This window comes from Segniliparus sp., from assembly GCF_051660745.1.
Lineage (GTDB): Bacteria > Actinomycetota > Actinomycetes > Mycobacteriales > Mycobacteriaceae > Segniliparus.
This window is the reverse complement of record NZ_JBOFQF010000018.1, coordinates 1-18507: the sequence shown is the minus strand read 5'-3', so window position 1 is coordinate 18507 and position 18507 is coordinate 1. Positions and strand designations below refer to the sequence as shown.

Sequence of the window (18507 nt, the reverse complement as noted above, 5' to 3'; positions counted from 1 at the left end):
TCCGGTCGTTCATGGGAATCAGGAGGCAGGTCGTCGGGAATGCTCGCGGCTTTCCTCATGTCCGTCCACATGGACCGCACCCCCTGGCCTTCCCACGACGATCCGGCCCGACGGAAGGACCACGCCCACGTCGCCGAAGAACCGCTCTCCGCGCGGCATCGGCGGGCCGCCTCGATGGGTTTCGACAGGCGGCGCCGAGCGAGACGGGTCCGGGGCGAGTGGTTCGCATCCACTCGCCCCGGCCAGGAATCGAAAGATCCCAGTTCACATCCTGACCGCGTCGCGCTCCTCGGCATTGTGCTCCGCCGAGCCGTTCCCGGCATTGTGCCCCGCCGAGCCGTTCTCCACAGCCTCCACAGCATCGTCCTTGGCTGCGTTCTGCTGCGGCGGATGAGGCTTCTGCAGAGCGCGCTTCGACGCATCGCGTTCAGCCGCGTCCTCCACGTTCGCCGTTTGGATGAGAAGGTCGGAAACCCGGTTGCCAACTCGCTCAAGCGTCAGATCCGGGGTGAACTGGAGCGCGCCGACCTGGATGTTCAAGCGCTTCGCGGCCCGAGCGCCGAACTCGACCGCCATGAGGGAGTCGATCCCGAGGTCCACGATGGGGGCTCGGGGGTCCAGGGTCGCCGGTTCGACTTCAAGAACCTCGGCGAGCTGCTCCACCAGCACCTGCGTGACGGCTGGGCCGCGCTCCTCCGGTTGCAGCTGCAACAGCATGGCGCGGAATTCCGCCTGCTCGTCCGACATCGAGGCCGATTCTTTGGGCAGATGCGCCAAACGGCTGCTCTGGAAGGCCACCGGCATCGTGGTCTGCAACCGCTCCCAGTCCGCGCTCACAAGGGAGACGTGCGGGAGGCCGAAACGGGAGGACTCCCGCATGAGCTCCACTCCGGCGTCCATGTCGATGAACTTCATCCCGAGGTAGTCGAGATAGGTGATGACCGCATCCGAAGTCTCAGCCATCCCGCCGCCGCTCATCGCGCCCCAGTTGATCGACGTCGCAGGCAGCCCGAGGGAGTGCCGCCACTCGGCGAAGGCGTCCAACGCGCTGTTCGCCGACACATAGCTCACCTGCGGGACGATGCCCACCAAGGCGCTGATCGAGGAGTAGAGGACGAACATGTCGAGCTGCGAATCGTGTTCGCGCGTCGCCTTGTCGAGGTTCGTCGCCCCGGTGACCTTGGGCGCCAGCACTTCCCGCAGCGCGTCCAACGTGATCTCGCCGAACGGCTGGTCGTTGACGACTCCAGCGGCGTGGAAGACACCCCGGAGCGGGTGCTCCGACGACTCCAGCCGCCCAACCAGATCGCGCACCTGCTCGTAGTCCGTGATGTCGAGCTGTTCCTCCTGGACATGCACGCCCTTGGCCCGAAGCGCTTCGATCTGGGTCCGCGCCTCGTCCGTGGCAGCTCCGCTACGGCCGACGAGGACCAGGTGGGTCGCGCCCTTCTTGGCGAGCGACCCGGCGGTCGCCAGGCCGAACGCCCCGAAGCCGCCCGTGATGAGGTAGGAGCCATCCGCGCGCATGGGGGTCGGTTGCGGCTTACGCGGCAGCACCATGGGGAGCTGGTCGCGCAAGTCGATCACGATCCGCCCCATATGCGCGGCTTTGAACACTGCCTCGAACGCCTGGACGACTTCAGCCACCGGGAACCTCGTGTACGGCAGCAACTTGAAGAATCTTTCTTCACCCGCCACAGCGAACAGCGCGACGCTCTCCCGCAGCAGCTCCCGGAATTCCTGCGGCCGCCGCAGCATAAGCCGGTCCATATCGACGGAGTAGAACGCCAGGTTCTTGTTGAACGGTTTGAGCTCCACCGCGCCGCCGAAGAGGATGTCTGCTTTCCCGATCTCCACGATCCGGCAGAACTCCCCAGCGACTTCGAAGTTCTGCGTGAGGACCTCGCCCGGCAGGGAGTTGTAGATCACGTCGACCCCTTCTCCGTTGGTCACCCGCAGAATATCGTCGACGAATGAGACGGACCGGGAGTCGAAGGCTGCGGTCGCGCCGAGGTCCAACGCCGCCTGCCGCCGCTCCTCGCTGCCCGCGGTCGCGTACACGACCGCGCCCATGCGGAGCGCGACCTGCACCGCGCCCATGCCCGTGCCCCCGGCCGCGCCATGCACGAGCACCTTCTCTCCGGGCTGGAGTCTGGCCAGGTTGCGGAACGCGTGGACGGCGGCGATGTACGGCAGGCCCGAGCCGATCGTGAGCGGGTCGCTGTTGACGTAGTGGAGTTTGTCCTCCTCCAGACGAGCCCATGGCGTGTCGCCGTCGAGCTCGAACGTCACGTAGCGGCGCAACGGGGTCGACCTGTCGGCGACGACGACAAGGTCGCCGACCACCAGCTCGTCGACATGGGGGCCCACTCGCGTGATGACGCCGGTGGTCTCCATGACGGGCTTCGTGCCGAAGAATGTGCCTTCGAGCTCGCGCTCCCCCAAGATCCCAACGACCTTGAGCGCGTCCTTGAAGTTGAGCCCCATGGACTGGAAGGAGACTTCCGCCTGCCGGGACCCGGGTTCGACGCGGTCGCATTCGCGCAAGGCGAGATCCTTGAACAGTCTCGACTTCGGCATCTGGATTTCGTAAGCCACATCGGGGTCCGTGGACTGCACAGGCTGGTCCCACACCGCTGTGAGATCAGACAGCGACCGACGCAGTCGTTGGGTCCATCGCCGGCCCCCGCGAACGGCGACCTCGTCGAGATCGATCCTCGTCCCTGCCGCGCCGACCTCGGCGGCCACCTCGTCCGCCGTCGCCGACCCAGGCAGGTCAACCAAGAACCACTGGACGCTCTCCTTCTCATTGGCCAACGTCCGTCGTGCGCCCACCAGGGGCGCCTGGGCGAGGTCCAGATCGCTGTCGCCGGGGGCGACCAAGGCTTTGCTGGTCACCATGACCAGCTGCATCTCCGGGGCGACGGGCTGCTCCTCAAGAGCAGCTGCCTGTTCTTCCGAGGCCGCCGCGTCGGGCTCCTCTTTATCCGGGTTGATCGTGGTCAACGCCTTGGTCACCGCGAGGAGCTGGTAGAGGTTTTCCTCAGCTGTGTTCGTCGTGCCGAAGGCGACGACGACTCTGAGGAACGAGTCGCGGCTCAACACGGAGCCGAGAGCCTCGAGCAGCTCCGCCGACTGGTCCTGTGACGCTCCTGCGGCGAGGCGAATGACGGAGGCTTCACCGCTGGCCGTTCGACGAACGCCTTCGGCGACCGAGGCCGACACGTCGCCGACCTCGACCACAGCGTTGGCTTCCTGGACTTCGAGCACAACCGGCTGCTGGCCATCCACCTTCGGTTGCTCGGCCTGTCGACGCTCGGCCAAGCGCCGCTCGATGAGCTGCTCGGCGCGGGCGGCCTGGTCGAGCCGCGGCGCTTGCTCGGGCTCTTGGCCCTCCGCTTGCTGGTCTTCCGCTTGCTGGCCTTCCACATGCGGTTGCTCGGCCTCTTGGCCTTCCACTTGCTCGGCCTCCGCCTGCGGTTGCTCCGGCTCCGGATCAGCGAGTTCCCACTTGAGCTCGTAGAAGTGCTGGTCGAGCTCTTCCAAGGGATCAGGAGCAGGTCCCACAGGCTGCAGCAGCACGCCCATCATGGCAAGGGCGACATCACCGTCCGGGGAGACCAGGTACGCGTTCGCGCGGAGCGGCCGAGAACCCGTCACCTCCACAACGGCCAGCGGGTTCTCGGGCACCTCGTGGTACAGCCGCACCCGCTCCACTGCGACCGGGATATGCGCCGTCTGCACAGCGAGCAGCTCCGGTCGCGCAGCGAGGACGACCGCGATGCACTGCAGCGCGGCGTCGGAGATGGTGGGATGCACGGAGTACGGCGAAGCGGGCCCGGTCTCGCTCAGATCGGGGCTCTCCAGCTGAGCGACGCAGGTGGAGCCGGTGACCCGGGCACTGCGAATCCGCTGGAAGGCCGGACCATAGGAGAGCGCGGCCGCCCTCAGCCGCTCGTAGATGGCTTCGGATTCGAAGACCTCGTCATTCTCGGACGCTGCGGGAATGTCGACTTTCATGCTCCCGAGGCTCGCCTCGACCAGCCTGCCGTGAGCGTGCTCTGTCCACAGCTCAGTGTGGCTCGAGCGGCCGTTGAAGCTGAACCGGTTCGTGGACCTGTCCACGACGAAACGGGTGATGGGCACATCTTGGTCGCCGACGATCAGCGCCGTCGTGAAGGCCACTGCGTCCAGGCCTGCGTACGTGTGGCCGGTGCGCTGGCGCACAGCGCTCAGCGCGGCGTCGAGGTACGCGGTCCCCGGCAGCACGACTGTGCCCGCGACGACGTGGTCGGGCAGCCATGGCAGATTCGCCGGGGCCAAAGTGAGCCCCCACGTCGGCGGCAGCTCCCCGGTCCGGTCCCCGAGCAGGGCGAAGCGGTCAGAGTCGCCGTAGCGACTGCTGAGCGTCGAGGGATCCTCCTCCCAGATCTCCTCCCTGACCCATGGGTACTTCGGGAGGTCCATGTGCTCGACCGTCCCATTGCGGTACAGGTCGACCTCGCCAGGAACGTCGATCGAACCCACCGCGTACAAGTCCGAGACAGCCTGCAGCACGGCCTCTTCGGCGTCTCTGTCACGGTGCAGCGTCGAGACCGCCGCTCCGAAGATGTTGTTGTGGACGAAGCCCTCGCGAATGTTGCCCGTGAGCACCGGGTGCGGTCCGACCTCGAGGAACACCCAGTGGCGGTCCGAGATGAGCTTGTCGACGGCGTCCGCGAACAAGACGGGCTGGCGGACGTTCTTTTGCCAGTAGGCCGGGTCGGCGAACTCTTTGCCGTCGACCTGCCCGCCGGTGACCGTGGAATAGAGAGGGATGTTCGCCTGACGGGGGACGAGCCCGGTCAACGCTCCAGCGAGCTCGTCAAGGATCGGGTCCATGAGATGGCTGTGATACGGCACGTCCACCCGCAGCGCCTTGGCGAAGACTTCCTCGGCCACAAGTTCGTCGTGCAGCGCGCTCAGCGCGCCCGAGTCGCCCGCCAGCGTCACAGCGCCCCTGCCGTTGATCGCGGCGATGGACACCGCGCCCTCGAAACGTTCGATGCGGCGCTCCGCGTCCTGCTCGCCGAGGCCGACCGCGAGCATGCCGCCCGTGCCCTCGGTCTTCGCCTGCACGCGGGCGCGGTGGAACGAGACCTTCGCGGCGTCGGCCAACGACAGCGCGCCACTCACATACGCCGAAGTGACTTCGCCGACGCTGTGGCCCACCACGGCGGTGGGCCGGATGCCGAACTGCTCGAGATATTTCACCAGCGCCGCTTGGATCATGAAGTTCGCAGGCTGGGCGATCCGGGTGCGGGTGACGCGGGAGGACTCCTCCGTGCGGAGGAGCTCCGCCATCAGCGACCAGCCGGACACCTGGCCGAACGCGACATCGATGTCCTGGGCGATGTCGAAAAAGAGACCAGGGCGCGCCAAGAGGCTGCGCCCCATCCCCCACCACTGCGGGCCCATGCCGCTGAAGACGAACACCGGGTCGGTGATCCCCCCGAACAGGACGCGCGGCGGCGCAGGTTCGTCGCTCTGCGCGTACGCGCTCAATTGCTCGAGCAAATCGCCCGCGTCACGGTAGATGAAACCCCTTCGCAGGAAGTGCTGCGCCCTGCGCCCGACGACGCCCGTCTTCAGCCGCTGCGCGTTCTCTTCGGTGGGGTCGGAGCGCAGCAGCTCCGCGTAGTCCCGGGCGGTGTCGTGCAGCGACGAGCCGCTGCGCGCGGAGATCGGGAAGACACGCACGCTGTCGCGCGTGGGCGACTGGTTCTCGGTGGGCGCGGGGGGCTCTTCGAGGATGACGTGGGCGTTGGTTCCGCCGTAGCCGAAGCTGTTCACCGCGACGAGCGCGGGGCCGCCGAGGTCGGGGTATGGTTCGGCCTCGGTCGGGATCCGGACCCGCAGCGAGTCGAGCGAGACGTCCGGGTGGGGCGCGTTGAAGACGGCCTGCGGCGCGATGGTCCGCCGTTGCACGGTGAGGGCGGCTTTGATGAGGCCCGCCACGCCTGCGGCGGCCTCGGTGTGGCCGAAGTTGTTCTTCACCGAGCCGATCAACAGCGGCTCCGTGCGTCCCTCGGCCAAACCGTACGCATTGCCCAGCGCCGACAGCTCCAGCGGGTCGCCGATTCCAGTGCCCGTCCCGTGCGCCTCGACGAATCCGACGAGAGCGGGGTCGACTTCCGCTTCCCTGAGCACCCGCTCGGCGAGTTGGCGTTGCGACGTCGGGTTGGGGACGGGCAATGCCATTGTCCTGCCGTCCTGGTTGACCCCGCTGCCCCGCAGGACCGCGTACACGCGGTCGCCGTCGCGCCGCGCCTGCTCGAGGCTCTTGAGCACGACCACGCCGATGCCCTCGCCCCGCCCGTAGCCATCCGCCGCCGCGTCGAAGGACTTGCACCGGCCGTCGACCGCGAGGAACCGGCCTTTGCACATGGTGATGAACGTCTCCGGCTGGAAGATGATGCTCGAACCGCCAGCGAGCGCGACATCGCATTCGCCAGAGGTGATCGCTTGCACCGCGAGGTGGGTCGCGACGAGGGAGGAAGAGCAAGCGGTGTCCACGGTCATGCTCGGCCCGGTCAGGTTGAGCGTGTACGAGACGCGGTTCGAGAGCAAGGTCTGCGATGCGCTGAACGCCGCGAAGTTGTTGATTTTCTCAAGCTTGTTCGTGATGCCGCGGCTGACGGCGTTGTCGTTCGTGAAACCGCCCATAAAGACGCCAACGTCCGTGCCTGCGACCTTCCCGGCGATCCCCGCGTCGTCCAACGCCTCCCACGTGACCTCGAGCAGTAGTCGCTGTTGCGGGTCCAGGATAGCGGCCTCCTTCCGGGAGATCCCGAAGAAGTCCGCGTCGAACGACTGGAAACGATGCGTGAGGAAGCTCGCCGCCCGCGTGTACATCCGGCCCGGAGCCTCAGGGTCCGGGTCGTAGAACTTGTCCGCGTCCCAGCGGTCCTTCGGAATGTCAGTCACAGCGTCGCCCTTGTTCAGGACGAAATCCCAAAAGCTGTCCGCATCGTCGATCCCGCCGGGGAACTTGCATCCGATTCCAACAACCGCAATAGCCGTCATCGCTTACTCCTCAGTCCTTTATGGGCGCATCCGAAATTCAACACTAAACGCCTCAGAGCCGTATTAATTATTTTAATAATGCCTGGTTTTATTTTAATAGCGCCCGAAGCCATTTCTGAACATAGCCGGAGTCTAGCGCTTTGATCGCGAATTCGGGAAGTGGCTTTTCTCACAGCCCCCGATGTCTTATTCTCGATCCGCGTCGAGAGATTGCGCAATCCCCATCGAGCGGAACCGAGAACGACGAGTCGAACCAGCCCGCGGATTATTTCGAAATTTCCCGAACCGCCCGCCTGCGGAAAGCAGAAACATGGCAGTGAACAGGCGTGTTGATCCGTCTTCGCTTCTCGACACGAGCGCGGCGCGACCAGAGGAGCCTCCGCTTTTCCAGGATGCCGAGGATGGCCCATAGGCATTATTAAAATAATATCGACACGCCCGAATCCTGCATTAAAATAATAATTTCAGTCAAATCAACACGGCCCAGTACTGCTTGCCTTCCAATGCGTCGGCGGTACTGCTATGCTCAACCCCGCGACAGCATGGACGCTATCGAGAAGAACACCTTCCGAAGGTCCGTCAACGCCGCTCCACCGCCCTGTGGGCACATCCGGCGTGACGACGGCGCAGGCTCGACGAACAATCACAACACGACCAGACGCCAGGCGTGATAAAAGATCTTTCCGACCACAACATCATGCCTCCTCAGCCCCATAAGAAACGCTGGTGTCCTGATGAAAACTTATCGGCGAAAATCGCGAGATCTCGACGAACGAGACAGTGAGCGGACAGCGATGAGCAAAGCAAAGGAGCGCTCATGAGAAGCAGCCACGTGTCTCTTGTCTCGCTGTTCGTCCTCGCCGCGGCAGGAGGGCTCATCGCCCATGTGCGCACGAGCCCGATCCCCGACCAGGCGATCGGGTTCGTGGGTGTCGCGCCGACCCTTGGAGAGTTCGCCGAGCGAACAGTGGAGTACGAGGCCAGCGGACCGCAAGGAGCTCCCGTCACGGTGTCCTACCTCGACGAGAACGCCCACGCCCGAGATGTTGTCACGACTCTGCCCTGGCAACAGTCGGTGCGCACCGCCACACCAGCCGTGATGACCTCGCTGGTGGTGCAGTCGAAAACCGTCGGGATCGGGTGTCGGATCTCCATCGACGGCAAGCTCCGCGACGAACAATTCTCGAACACGCTGGCAGGCTTGGTGAACTGCAAAGTCCGAGTCGGATGAGCGAACAGCGCAATCGCGTCGGCGAACGAGGGGGAAGCGGCCGCACGCCCGTGCTCAACCGACTGATCACCCTCTTCGCCCGAGCGCGGAACGAGTTCTTCGTGCCGTTCCGCGGCAAGACCTACGCCCGCGCTCCGGGCCGGCCCCTGTACGCCCGGCTGCTGTACGGGCTCTCCATGCCGGTCATCGTCGCGTGGCTGTTGCTTGCGAGCTGGCTCAATCTCGCCGTCCCCCGGCTCGAGCAGGTGGTCGAGCGGCACGCCCTGTCCTTCTTGCCGGACGAGGCCTCCTCAGTCAAAGCGCTCGCGAACATGGGCAGATATTTCGGCCAGGGCTCCACGAACAACGTCGTCACCGTTCTACTCGAAGGGAGCACGCCGCTCGACGAGGACGCGCACCGCTACTACGCCGCATTGACGCAGAAGCTCAGGACCGACAAGAAGCATGTCGTCAACATCGTCGACGTGTGGTCCGACCCCATGCTGTCCTCGGCGTTCCAAAGCTCCGACAAGAAGGCCGCCTTCGTCTACATCAACCTCACCGGCAATATGGGGACCGCTCTCGCGCTGGAGTCCACTCAGGCCGTCCGCGACGCCGTGTCGGCGGCCTCGCCCCCGGCAGGCCTCAAGGTCTATGTGACAGGTCCGTCTGCGGTCGTCAACGACGAACTGGTCGCGATCAACCGGTCTTCCGTCCGCATGATTTTCACGTGCGCGCTGCTCATCGTCCTGATCATGCTCTTCGTCTACCGCTCGCCGATCACCGGCGGCGGACCGTTGCTCGTCGTGGCGATCGCTTTGGCGACAGCCCGGCAGATCGTCGCGTTCCTCGGCGAACACGAGATCATGGGCGTCTCCATCTTCGCCTCGAGCCTGCTCGCGGGCATCATCCTCGGCGCGGGCACGGACTACGGCATCTTCTTGCTCGGCAGATACCAAGAGGCCAGACGGGCGGGGGAAGACCCGACCACGGCGTACTACACGGCGCTGTCGGGCGTGCAGCACATCATCTTCGCTTCCGGGCTGACCATCGCGGGCGCGACCGCGTGCATGGTCTTCACCCGGTTGTCGATCTTCTCCACCTCCGGCCTGCCGTGCACCATCGGCGTCCTCACGATGCTCGCCGCGGCTTTGACCCTCGGCCCCGCGATGCTTGCGCTCGCAAGCAGGTTCGGCTTGTACGAACCGCGCGGGCAACGCTCCCCCAGGCGCTGGCGGCGCATCGCCACCCGGACAGTGCGCTGGCCCCTTCCCGTGCTCGCGGGCAGCGTTGCCGTGCTCCTCGCCGCGCTTCTCATTTTGCCGACATACACCGTCAGCTACAACGAGCTCGCGGCCCAACCGGACACAACCGAGGCGAATCTGGGGCTCGAGGCAGCAGACCGGCATCTGCCGACGAACATCCTGAACCCAAACATGCTTCTGGTGGAGTCCGACCATGACATGCGCAACCCTGCCGATTTGATCGCGCTCGCGAAAATGACGAACGCCATCTACGGCGTCGACGGCGTTCGAGCCGTGCAAGGCATCACCCGGCCGCTCACCTCTCCGCTGCTCCAGGGGACTCTGCCCTATCAAGCCGGATACATCGGCGAACGGATGTCCCAAACGGTCCAGACCACGATCGCAAGACTGCAGGACATAGCCGCGCTCTCCGAGCGCATCGGGCAGCTCTCCACGGTCGTCCAGGGCCTGCAACGCGCCTTGGCATCCGCCGAGCAGGGTCTTGGACACGCCGTTCACAGCGGCAACGAGCTCCAGGCCCAGCTCCTCGACGTTCTGGAGAAGGCTCGTTCGATTCGTGACGACGTCCAGCCGCTGGCCGAATCCGGGGGCCAGCTCTTGGACTCGATCCCGAACTGCGAGAACATCCCGTACTGCCATGCCGCAGTCACCGGGCTCTCCCTCCTCGACGACCTCGACCAGTTCGACGAGCACAAAATCCAGGACGTCTTAGACGGCGCCAGCACCGCTTCGAACGCCCTGCCGCAGCTTGACGTCCAGATCAGCGCGCTGGGCAAGTTCCTCGCCGATATGCAGCAGATGCTTGCGCCGCTGCGCAGCCTGCTCGACACAGTGATGCCGCAATTGGACGAGATCAAGCAGTTCACGGAAGAGGTGTCGAACAGCTTCGTCGCAGGGAACCCGAGCGAGTTCTTCTTCCTGCCGAAAGCAGCCTTCGATTCCCCGTTGATGCAATCGGCCCTCCGCGTCTACTTCTCTCCCGACGGCAAGGCCACCAGGATGCTCGTCATGGGCGAGATGAACGCTTTCAGCAAAGAGAGCATGGACTGCAGCGCCCGCATCATCCCGACGGCGAAGGCGGCGCTGAAGGGAACCTCCCTCGGTGGCAGCAAGGTGAGCCTCGGCGGGGCGGGGGGCACCCTGCTGAACATTGCGGCATTCGCCAAAGAAGACTTCGTCACCAGCGCCATCGCGGCGTTCGCGTTCGTGTTCTGCGTTGTCTTGATCTTGCTGCGCAGCTTGGTCGCCGCGCTCATGGTCATCGGCACGGTAGGACTTTCCTACCTCTCTGGATTGGGGCTCAGCACCGCCATCTGGCAGCATCTCGTCGGGCTGCCGCTGCACTGGGTCGTCGCCCCGTGCTCTTTTATCATCCTCGTCGCAGTCGGCGCGGACTACAATCTGCTGCTCGTCGCCCGGTTCAAGGAAGAGCTGCACGCCGGGACCAAGACCGGGATCATCCGCTCCATGGTCGGCACCGGTCGCGTGGTCACGACCGCAGGCTTGGTCTTCGGCGGCACGATGCTCGCGATGATGACGAGCGCCTCCAGCACCTTCGCGCAGATCGGCTCTACCGTGGCGATCGGCCTCTTCCTCGACACCCTCGTGGTCCGCTCGTTCATCCTCCCTGCCGCCGCGACGCTCCTCGGCCGGTGGTTCTGGTGGCCCGCTCCAGAGCGCATACCGACCATATGACAGCACGGCCGCCAAAGCATCGATACGTCAGTTATTGCGTTGTTCGACCGACATGAGAATACGGCCGTGGGCGTTATCTATCTTTGCCGCATTTCGTAGCATCAGTGGCTCGCGAGCCAGACGATGGTGAAATCTCGCACCATGTCGAGAACCTTGATGATCCGGTCGGAAAGGTTGGACTCGATCTTTGATTTGAGGAACGGGACTTTCAACTGCAACTCAGTGGTGTAGGCGAGTCTCGAGCCATTGCCATGGGGGGCGAGCTTCACATCGCCGCGCACCCGCACTGGCGATTCGGGGACGCTAAAAGTGAACAGGCCCGAAGCCCGGTTGTTCCAGAAAGGCCCCCAATGTTCGCCGCGATTGATGCGCAGGTCGGCAGAACGCACCTTCGTGATAGCGGGCGGCAGCTCGGTGGCGGGGACCAAGTGGCTCGACCAGACCGAGAACCAGCCCTCCGGGATAGGGCCATCGTCCGGGTCCGCGCGGAATTCGCACGCCGCGTCCTCACCGCTAATGCTATTAACACGGCTCAACCAATACTTCTTATCGATAAGCGCATCGTGCAACCGCTTCGGATCCACGGGGAAATCTGCAGAATAATTGATAGAAGTCGCCATATGGCCAGCATACCAGAGTTTTCCCCTCCTGCGGAGCGCCGAACTTGACAGAATAACGGCCCCGCAAAACATGAATTCCACATGCGGCCGAGACCCCTCTCGCGAGTTGAAGCGAGCACGGCGATCCGTTGTTCCGGACGATGTTTCACACGCCTTGGGTTATTAAATTAATTCTAGTCATTAAATTATCTTTTTAATTAAAGGCGCGTATAGCGACTTGAGCTGGAGATTTCCCCGAGAAGGATCGGATAAAACCGATCGGATTGAAAATTAGCGCGACAAGTATTGCGCCTCGGCGAGGATGATTGTATAGTCATCACATGCGGATCACGGTTGCTCCGCATTTATATAAATTATTTAAAAAATATAGCTGCTCCGCATCTATTTCCATCTGATTCCATCCGAAAGAGAATGAGGATGACAACCCCTGTCCCTATCGGCACGACGCCGAAGGGATGGGCGGATATGCGCGCAGATCGTCTTGCTGTACGCGTTGGCATGCCCGCGACCAGGGCATACCGCTGGCAGTGGATCCCAACAGGCTGAATTTGACACGTCGTCCCATCAGGACGGCTAGAGAGACGCGTGTTGGGATAGGCGAAATTATCAGAAAATTCACTCAACCAAAGAAGCAAGAGGGTTTTCACATGTCTCGAACACACAAAGGGCGTGTTTCAGCGCCACTGACGGGCGTTCTCGCCGCGACCACGGTGTTTGCGGCAGCTTTGGCCTCCTACGGCTACGGCAACGAGCCGACCACCGCATTGCCCCAATACGACAAATTCAATGCCAGCGGCGCGCATGCCGCTCTGCCCATCACCGCGCTCAATGGCAACCGTTCCGGGTTCTCAACGATCGACCAGCACAGCGGCGGCGGATCCAGCTCCGGCGGCTCGGCCTCCGGCGGATCCTCTGCCAGCTCCGGCGGCACCACCAGCGGCGGCTCTTCCACCAGCGGCGGCACTGCGTCCACCGGCTCTTCCGGCACTGCGTCCACCGGCTCTTCCGGCACTGCGTCCACCGGCACGACTGCGGGCGGCGGCACTGCGTCCACCGGCTCTTCTGTGAGCGGCGGCACCACCAGCGGAACTTCCACCACCAGCGGCGGCACTGCGTCCACCGGCTCTTCTGTGAGCGGCGGCACCACCAGCGGAACTTCCACCACCAGCGGCGGCACTGCGTCCACCGGCACGACTGCGGGCGCGCTCGGCCTCGGCGGCTCGACGGCAGGCACCACGAGCCCGTCAACCTCCGGCACCGCCAGCACGACCGCGGGCACCACCAGCCCGTCAACCTCCGGCACCGCCAGCACGACCGCGGGCACCACCAGCCCGTCAACCTCCGGCACCGCCAGCACCGCTAGCAGCGCGGGGACGAGCGGCTTGCAAGGCGCACTCGGCCTCGGCGGCACAACTAACAAAACCGACGCCAGCACGGCAGCGGCAGCCCCGAACGCCAGCACGGCAGCGGCAGCGGCAGCCCCGCAGGCAGCGGCAGCTCCGAGCGCCAGCACGGCAGCGGCAGCCCCGAACGCCAGCACGGCAGCGGCAGCGGCAGCCCCGCAGGCAGCGGCAGCTCCGAGCGCCAGCACGGCAGCGGCAGCTCCGAACGTCAGCACGGCAGCGGTAGCGGCAGCCCCGCAGGCAGCGGCAACCGTCGGCAATGCGGTCACGCCTGTGGCCCAGCCTGGCGTCCCCTCGATATCTGGTACCACGAGCCCCCTCAGCGATATCACGTCGGCAATCAGCCGCGCTGCCGACGACTCGCTGTACGGTGCTCAAGCCGGTCAGCAAATCGGTGCGCTCTCGCCAATCGGTGGCGGCATTATCGGCAGTGTGATCGGCGGCGCCGGCGGCGCCGTGCCCGGCGGCCTTCTCGCTGGCCTGAACGCCGGTAGCCCCGCTATTGGCAACTTTGGGGAGATCGGAGCCCAGAGCGGTTACAACTACGGAGCCCAAGTTGGTTACAACTACGGCCCCACGAATCAGTTCGGGCCGCTCTCCGCGGTGGTCGCTCCGACCGCCTCCGTTCTCGGCAACCTGGCGGCTGCCGCCGATGGCGCGGTCTTCGCTACCGGCCTCACCATTGGTAGCGTGGGCGCCGGTCTCGCGGAGGGCGTCAGCGGCGCCGCCAATAGCGCTCAGATCGCCAATGAGGTCGTGAACGCGGCAAACCTGAGCATGGGCCCCGCCACGCTCGCGACATCTGCCAACATCGCGAACGTCGGTCGACAGATCGGCAACGCCATCGCCGGTCCGGCAGGCGCTGGGGCCGTCGGTGCTCTCGTTGGCACTGTGGGAGGCGCCGCGGTCGGCACGCTCGGCGCCGCGAGCCAAGCTGTTTCCGGTGGTTTGATCGGCGCGCAAGCCGGTGCTGACTTCGGCAGCCAGTTTGGTCTGATCGGCGGTGTGGTCACAGGGCCGATCGGCGCCGCGGTCGGCGCGGTTGTCGGCACAGCGCTGGGCGCAGCGTCCGGTCTTGCCCCCATCGCGGCAAACGTCATCGCAGGCGCCGCGACCGGCGCCACGGGTTATAACGCTCCGATCGACCCGATCAGGACGCCGAATAGCATCATCAACTAATTCGATGGCAAAGGGCAAGTAACCCGAGGAAGGGGCCGAGGTCGCTGCGGCGGTCTCGGCCCCTTCCTCGTCGAGCCCTTCCCCCGCTGTGGCCCAGCCTCCCGACGGGCACGCCCTACCGCGTGACCAGACGATCCCCCACCCGGGGCTAGGGAGCGATATGAACCCTGCTCCAGACAACAACCAGACCCAGACCCAGGAGGTCGGCATGGACAAGTTCGACGTCGTCGTGGTCGGAGCCCGCTGCGCGGGGTCCACGCTGGCGATGCAGCTGGCCCGGCAGGGACTGAGCGTGTGCGTCGCGGAGAAGACAGGCGCCCTCGGCGACAAACCGTCCACGCACCTGTTCACCGCCAGCGGAACAGCAGTGCTGGAACGCCTCGGCGTCCTCGACGATGTGCTGGCGGCGGGCGCCACCCGGCTGCGCACGATGCAGTTCCGCGTCAACGACGTGGCCATCCCATCGCAAATGGACACCGAAATTTTGGGCACCACGCTCGGGATCCGGCGCGAGGTGCTCGACAACGTCCTCGCCGAGCACGCCGCGAAGGCGGGAGCCGATGTCCGCCTGGGCTGCCCCGTCGACGGCGTCCTCATCGACGACGGCCGAGTAGCGGGCGTCGCCACCTCGTCCGGGCCGGTGCACGCCGACCTGGTGATCGGGGCCGATGGCGCGCATTCGACGGTGAGCAAGGCGGTGGGCGCCGAAGAATACCTCACCATTCCCGGCAACTACATCCCGATGTGGTCCTTCTTCGAGGGGGCGAACCCGAAATTCGACCTCGTCTTCGGGGTCAAGAACGGATGCAACATCGTCGCCCCGCGTTTGGACAACGGCCTCTACAACGTGCAGTTGGGCTTCCCGATGAGCAGCGCCGACGCGGTCCTGGCCGATCGTCAGACGAATTTCGACGACGCCCTGTCCATGTGCCCGGAACTCGTCGACGCCGTGCTCGGCGCGACCCGCGTCGGACCACTGCGAATGTATCGGCGGTGGCACGGGTACTTCCGGACCCCGGTCGGCCCAGGCTGGGCGCTGCTCGGCGACGCCGGCCATTTCAAGGATCCTGCGCTGGGGCAAGGCATGGCGGACGCGTTCCGCCACGGCGAGCAGCTGGCGGAAGGAATCGTCAGAGGCTTGGGCGGCGGAGACATCGAGCGCGAACTGCTCGAGTGGTGGCGCTGGCGGGACGCCGACTCCTTTGAGATGTACTTCGCCTCGCACTTCATGGGGGACGCCGAGATCGCGTACACCTGGTTCAACGCGCTGGGCCAGACGATGCTCAAGCGCCCCGACACCGCCGGACGCATCTTGCAGATGCTCTCGCTGCGCGATGTCAAGCCGCGTCACGCCTTAGGGCGGAACATGTCGCTCAAGACCGCGTACATCGCGCCACGCTTGATCAAAGACATGTCTCAGATCGTGCCGACGATGCTGTCGCTCGACCTGCACCTCACGCGCATCCTGCGATTCGCAACAGCCTATCCCGGGCATCCGCTAGGGGCACGCCGGTATCGGCGCCTCCGCAAGCTGCCGAAAGAGGCCACCAGGGCGTGATCCCGAAGAACCAGTCCGGGAAACCGGGGACGGCTCGTCGATGCTCGGAACGTCGAAGTCCGCTCCTTAAGCAAACTACTAAGAAAACATGGTGAAACGATGACAACACCTGCGGGCTTCTATCCGACCGCGCCAAATGAGACCGCTATCCGCGCCGCAGTGTCCGCCGCATCCGCAGCAGGCGGCGGCACCGTGCTGGTCGGTCCCGGATCGGTCACGCTGACAGCGCCGCTGCCGCTGGTCTCCGGGGTGCTCTACCAGGGAACAGCTCCGACGCTGCTCCCCGCCGACCCGTCGGTGGGCCCGTATCTGGCCGATATGGAGCCGAACTTCTCCGGCGGAACCATCCTCGTCGGCAGCGGCGCCTTCGCGGCGTTCGAAGCCAACCCCACCGCGCCCCCCACTATCCCAACCCAACTAGGAAACACGCAGATCAGCAATGCAGGCGTGCGGGGCTTCGCCATCGACAACTTCACCAACGGCCTGAGCTTCGGCGCGAAGAACATCATGGGCCCGGTGTGGGGCGAGTTCGCCGACCTGTACATCAAGAACTGCTCGCAATGGGGCGTGCGGATCGTCAACTTCCAGCACTGCTCCTTCGACAACATCAAAACCTGGACCTGCCAGAACGGCCAGTTCTACGGCAACGACCTGCCCCAAGCAGTGCTGATGTGCGGCAACTCCACGTTCAACGAATTGTTCCACATGGTCGCCCGCGACGGCCGCGACCAGCGATTGTGCCGGGGCATCGTCTTCGACGGCGGCTCCACGGACGGGTCGCTGAACGAGCTGTATATCAACAGAATCCAAGTCAACCAGTTCAAGTCCGCCCAGCTGTCGGCCACCGCCAACACCACGAGCGGCTCGAGCGCCGTCGGAGTCCCTGACGGGACGCAGTTCGCCGTCAATATGCCGGTCTCGTTCAGCGCCGCAGGCAGCGGCTTTGCCGCCAACACCACCTACCTGGTGGCCTCGGTGTCTGGCAACACCATCACCCTCAAGCCGGATATCACCAGCGGGGCTGTCGCGGCGACCGGAACCGGCTCGCTCAATCTGGTGTCGTGGGGCTTCGCGAACCTCGAGATCACCCGCCAAGGCGGCACAGCGTCCGTCCGCAACTGCAGCATCCAGCAGGCCGACCTCGAAGGAGTCGCCACCGCGGCCGTCTACGCCGACGGAGCGAACAGCGTGCTGATCACCCTTGGCGAAGTGCCTGCTCAGCGCAGCGGCAACGACGTCGTGCTGCGCGGCTGCTCCTTCGTGCAGGTGGCCTCCATGAACACGATCCGCACAGATTTCGACGCCAACTCGTCGTCGACGCAGATCAGCGGCCAACGCGAGCGCATCGTCGGAGCAGAGGGAACCGGCGTCTGGTTCGACACGAACAGCGGAACCCGGGGCATGTCCCTGTCCGGCTATTCCGGCGGCATGGAAGTCACCACCGGCGACGGCGGCATCTGGGTCGGGCCGTTCGCAGAGCGCTCGCACCCCGCGGGGTATTCCGCCCAGCTGGACCCCAACTGGATCGGACATGCCACCTGGGGCGAGTCGTCGAACCGCGCCCTGACCATCATCGACCCCGCCACATCCCGGCTCGGCGACTGGCATCAGGTCAACAACGTCGGCTCGGCCACCGTCACCGTGAACACTGCGACGGGAAGCTCTCCGACCTTCAACAAAATCGCAAATCTGCGCTCCATCGCGGTGCCAGCGGGCTCATGGGGCCGGTTCGCCTGTGTCGCCTCCGACGATGGCCAACCGTTCTGGCTCGTGATCAAGGGGAGCCTCGCCCGGTCCTAGCGCTGCTCGATATCGCCCTGAACCGTGAGGCCCCCGGGCCTGGTGAAAAGGGAGTCCCGCGCGAATGGCGCCCGCCATATGGCGGGCGCCATTCGCGCGCGAGAGAGGCTCAATAACCCTTCGCGCCCCGGCCGGAATCGGCCTGTTGGACTTTGGAGGTGAGGTCGCTGCCGTCTTTCGAGACCCCGTAATGCCCCATGCTGTAGTTCATCGAGGCCGCGATGTTCGCCACCGGGTCGTAGATATTGCTCGACGTGCCCGCAACGTGGTACGCCGCGAAGGTGCTGGGGATGCACTGGGCCAGGCCGCGCGAGCAGTTCGCCGTGTTGCCATCGCCCACGATCACGGACGACGACGTCGCGTTGCTGTCGGTAGTGTTGACCGCCATCACGTTGCCGGACGACTCGCGGCTGATCAAGGTCTTGTAGCCCTCGGTCCAGTTCTTGCGGGCCGTCGGGTCGGTGATCCCGTTCTTGTCGAGCGCCTGGCTGATATAGCTGTCGACAGAACCCGACCCGTTCACCTTGTCGTACGTGACCTTGCTGGTGTCGATCTTGCTGCTCGGGTCTGTCGTGCTCGTGCCCGTGTCGGCGCCCTTGCCAGTCGTGTCTGTGCCGGTCCCGGTGTCGGTGCCCTTGTGCTTGCCCGCCTCGTCCTGGTCGGTCGCCGTGTACTTCGCCGCCGCCTTCTTCAACTTCTCGTAGATCTCCGT

The 18507-nt window shown here is 65.0% G+C and carries 9 protein-coding genes; 5 read left to right on the top strand and 4 right to left on the bottom strand.

All coding sequences use genetic code 11. The features are described 5' to 3' along the window. Positions 1-264: 264 nt before the first annotated feature. Positions 265-7065, bottom strand: coding sequence for an SDR family NAD(P)-dependent oxidoreductase (locus ACRC20_RS05135; protein WP_438685271.1), 6801 nt, complete (start codon positions 7063-7065; stop codon positions 265-267). Positions 7066-7897: 832 nt separating this feature from the next. On the opposite strand from ACRC20_RS05135, the gene ACRC20_RS05130 reads away from it, so the two are divergent. After that, positions 7898-8296, top strand: a complete 399-nt coding sequence (locus tag ACRC20_RS05130) for an MmpS family transport accessory protein (RefSeq protein ID WP_438685331.1) — start codon at positions 7898-7900, stop codon at positions 8294-8296. 176 nt (positions 8297-8472) lie between these two features. Continuing rightward, the gene (locus ACRC20_RS05125; RefSeq protein ID WP_438685330.1) at positions 8473-11235 is read left to right on the top strand and encodes an RND family transporter; all 2763 of its coding nucleotides are present in this window, start codon (positions 8473-8475) and stop codon (positions 11233-11235) included. A gap of 101 nt (positions 11236-11336) precedes the next feature. Here the strand turns inward: ACRC20_RS05125 and ACRC20_RS05120 are convergent, their stop codons facing one another. Together ACRC20_RS05120 and ACRC20_RS05115 are read right to left on the bottom strand one after the other, a co-directional pair. Beyond that, positions 11337-11855 carry a DUF2505 domain-containing protein gene (locus tag ACRC20_RS05120; protein ID WP_438685270.1) on the bottom strand — a complete coding sequence of 173 codons (519 nt, stop codon included), beginning with the start codon at positions 11853-11855 and terminating at the stop codon, positions 11337-11339. 739 nt (positions 11856-12594) lie between these two features. Continuing rightward, positions 12595-13527, bottom strand: a complete 933-nt coding sequence (locus ACRC20_RS05115) for a hypothetical protein (protein WP_438685269.1) — start codon at positions 13525-13527, stop codon at positions 12595-12597. Positions 13528-13531: 4 nt separating this feature from the next. Between ACRC20_RS05115 and ACRC20_RS05110 the strand changes: the two genes are divergently transcribed. The 3 genes from ACRC20_RS05110 (at position 13532) to ACRC20_RS05100 (ending at position 17795) form a co-directional block, all read left to right on the top strand. Beyond that, on the top strand, positions 13532-14437 hold the full coding sequence (locus tag ACRC20_RS05110) for a hypothetical protein (RefSeq protein WP_438685268.1): 906 nt from the start codon (positions 13532-13534) through the stop codon (positions 14435-14437). A gap of 160 nt (positions 14438-14597) precedes the next feature. Then, positions 14598-15995 (top strand): NAD(P)/FAD-dependent oxidoreductase, encoded by a 1398-nt coding sequence (locus tag ACRC20_RS05105; protein ID WP_438685267.1) that lies wholly within the window; start codon positions 14598-14600, stop codon positions 15993-15995. A 99-nt stretch (positions 15996-16094) separates the two neighbouring features. After that, positions 16095-17795 carry a hypothetical protein gene (locus tag ACRC20_RS05100; protein ID WP_438685266.1) on the top strand — a complete coding sequence of 567 codons (1701 nt, stop codon included), beginning with the start codon at positions 16095-16097 and terminating at the stop codon, positions 17793-17795. 109 nt (positions 17796-17904) lie between these two features. Here ACRC20_RS05100 and ACRC20_RS05095 read toward each other — a convergent pair. Beyond that, positions 17905-18507, bottom strand: a 603-nt coding sequence (locus tag ACRC20_RS05095) for a transglycosylase SLT domain-containing protein (protein WP_438685265.1), incomplete at its 5' end; no start/stop codon positions are given.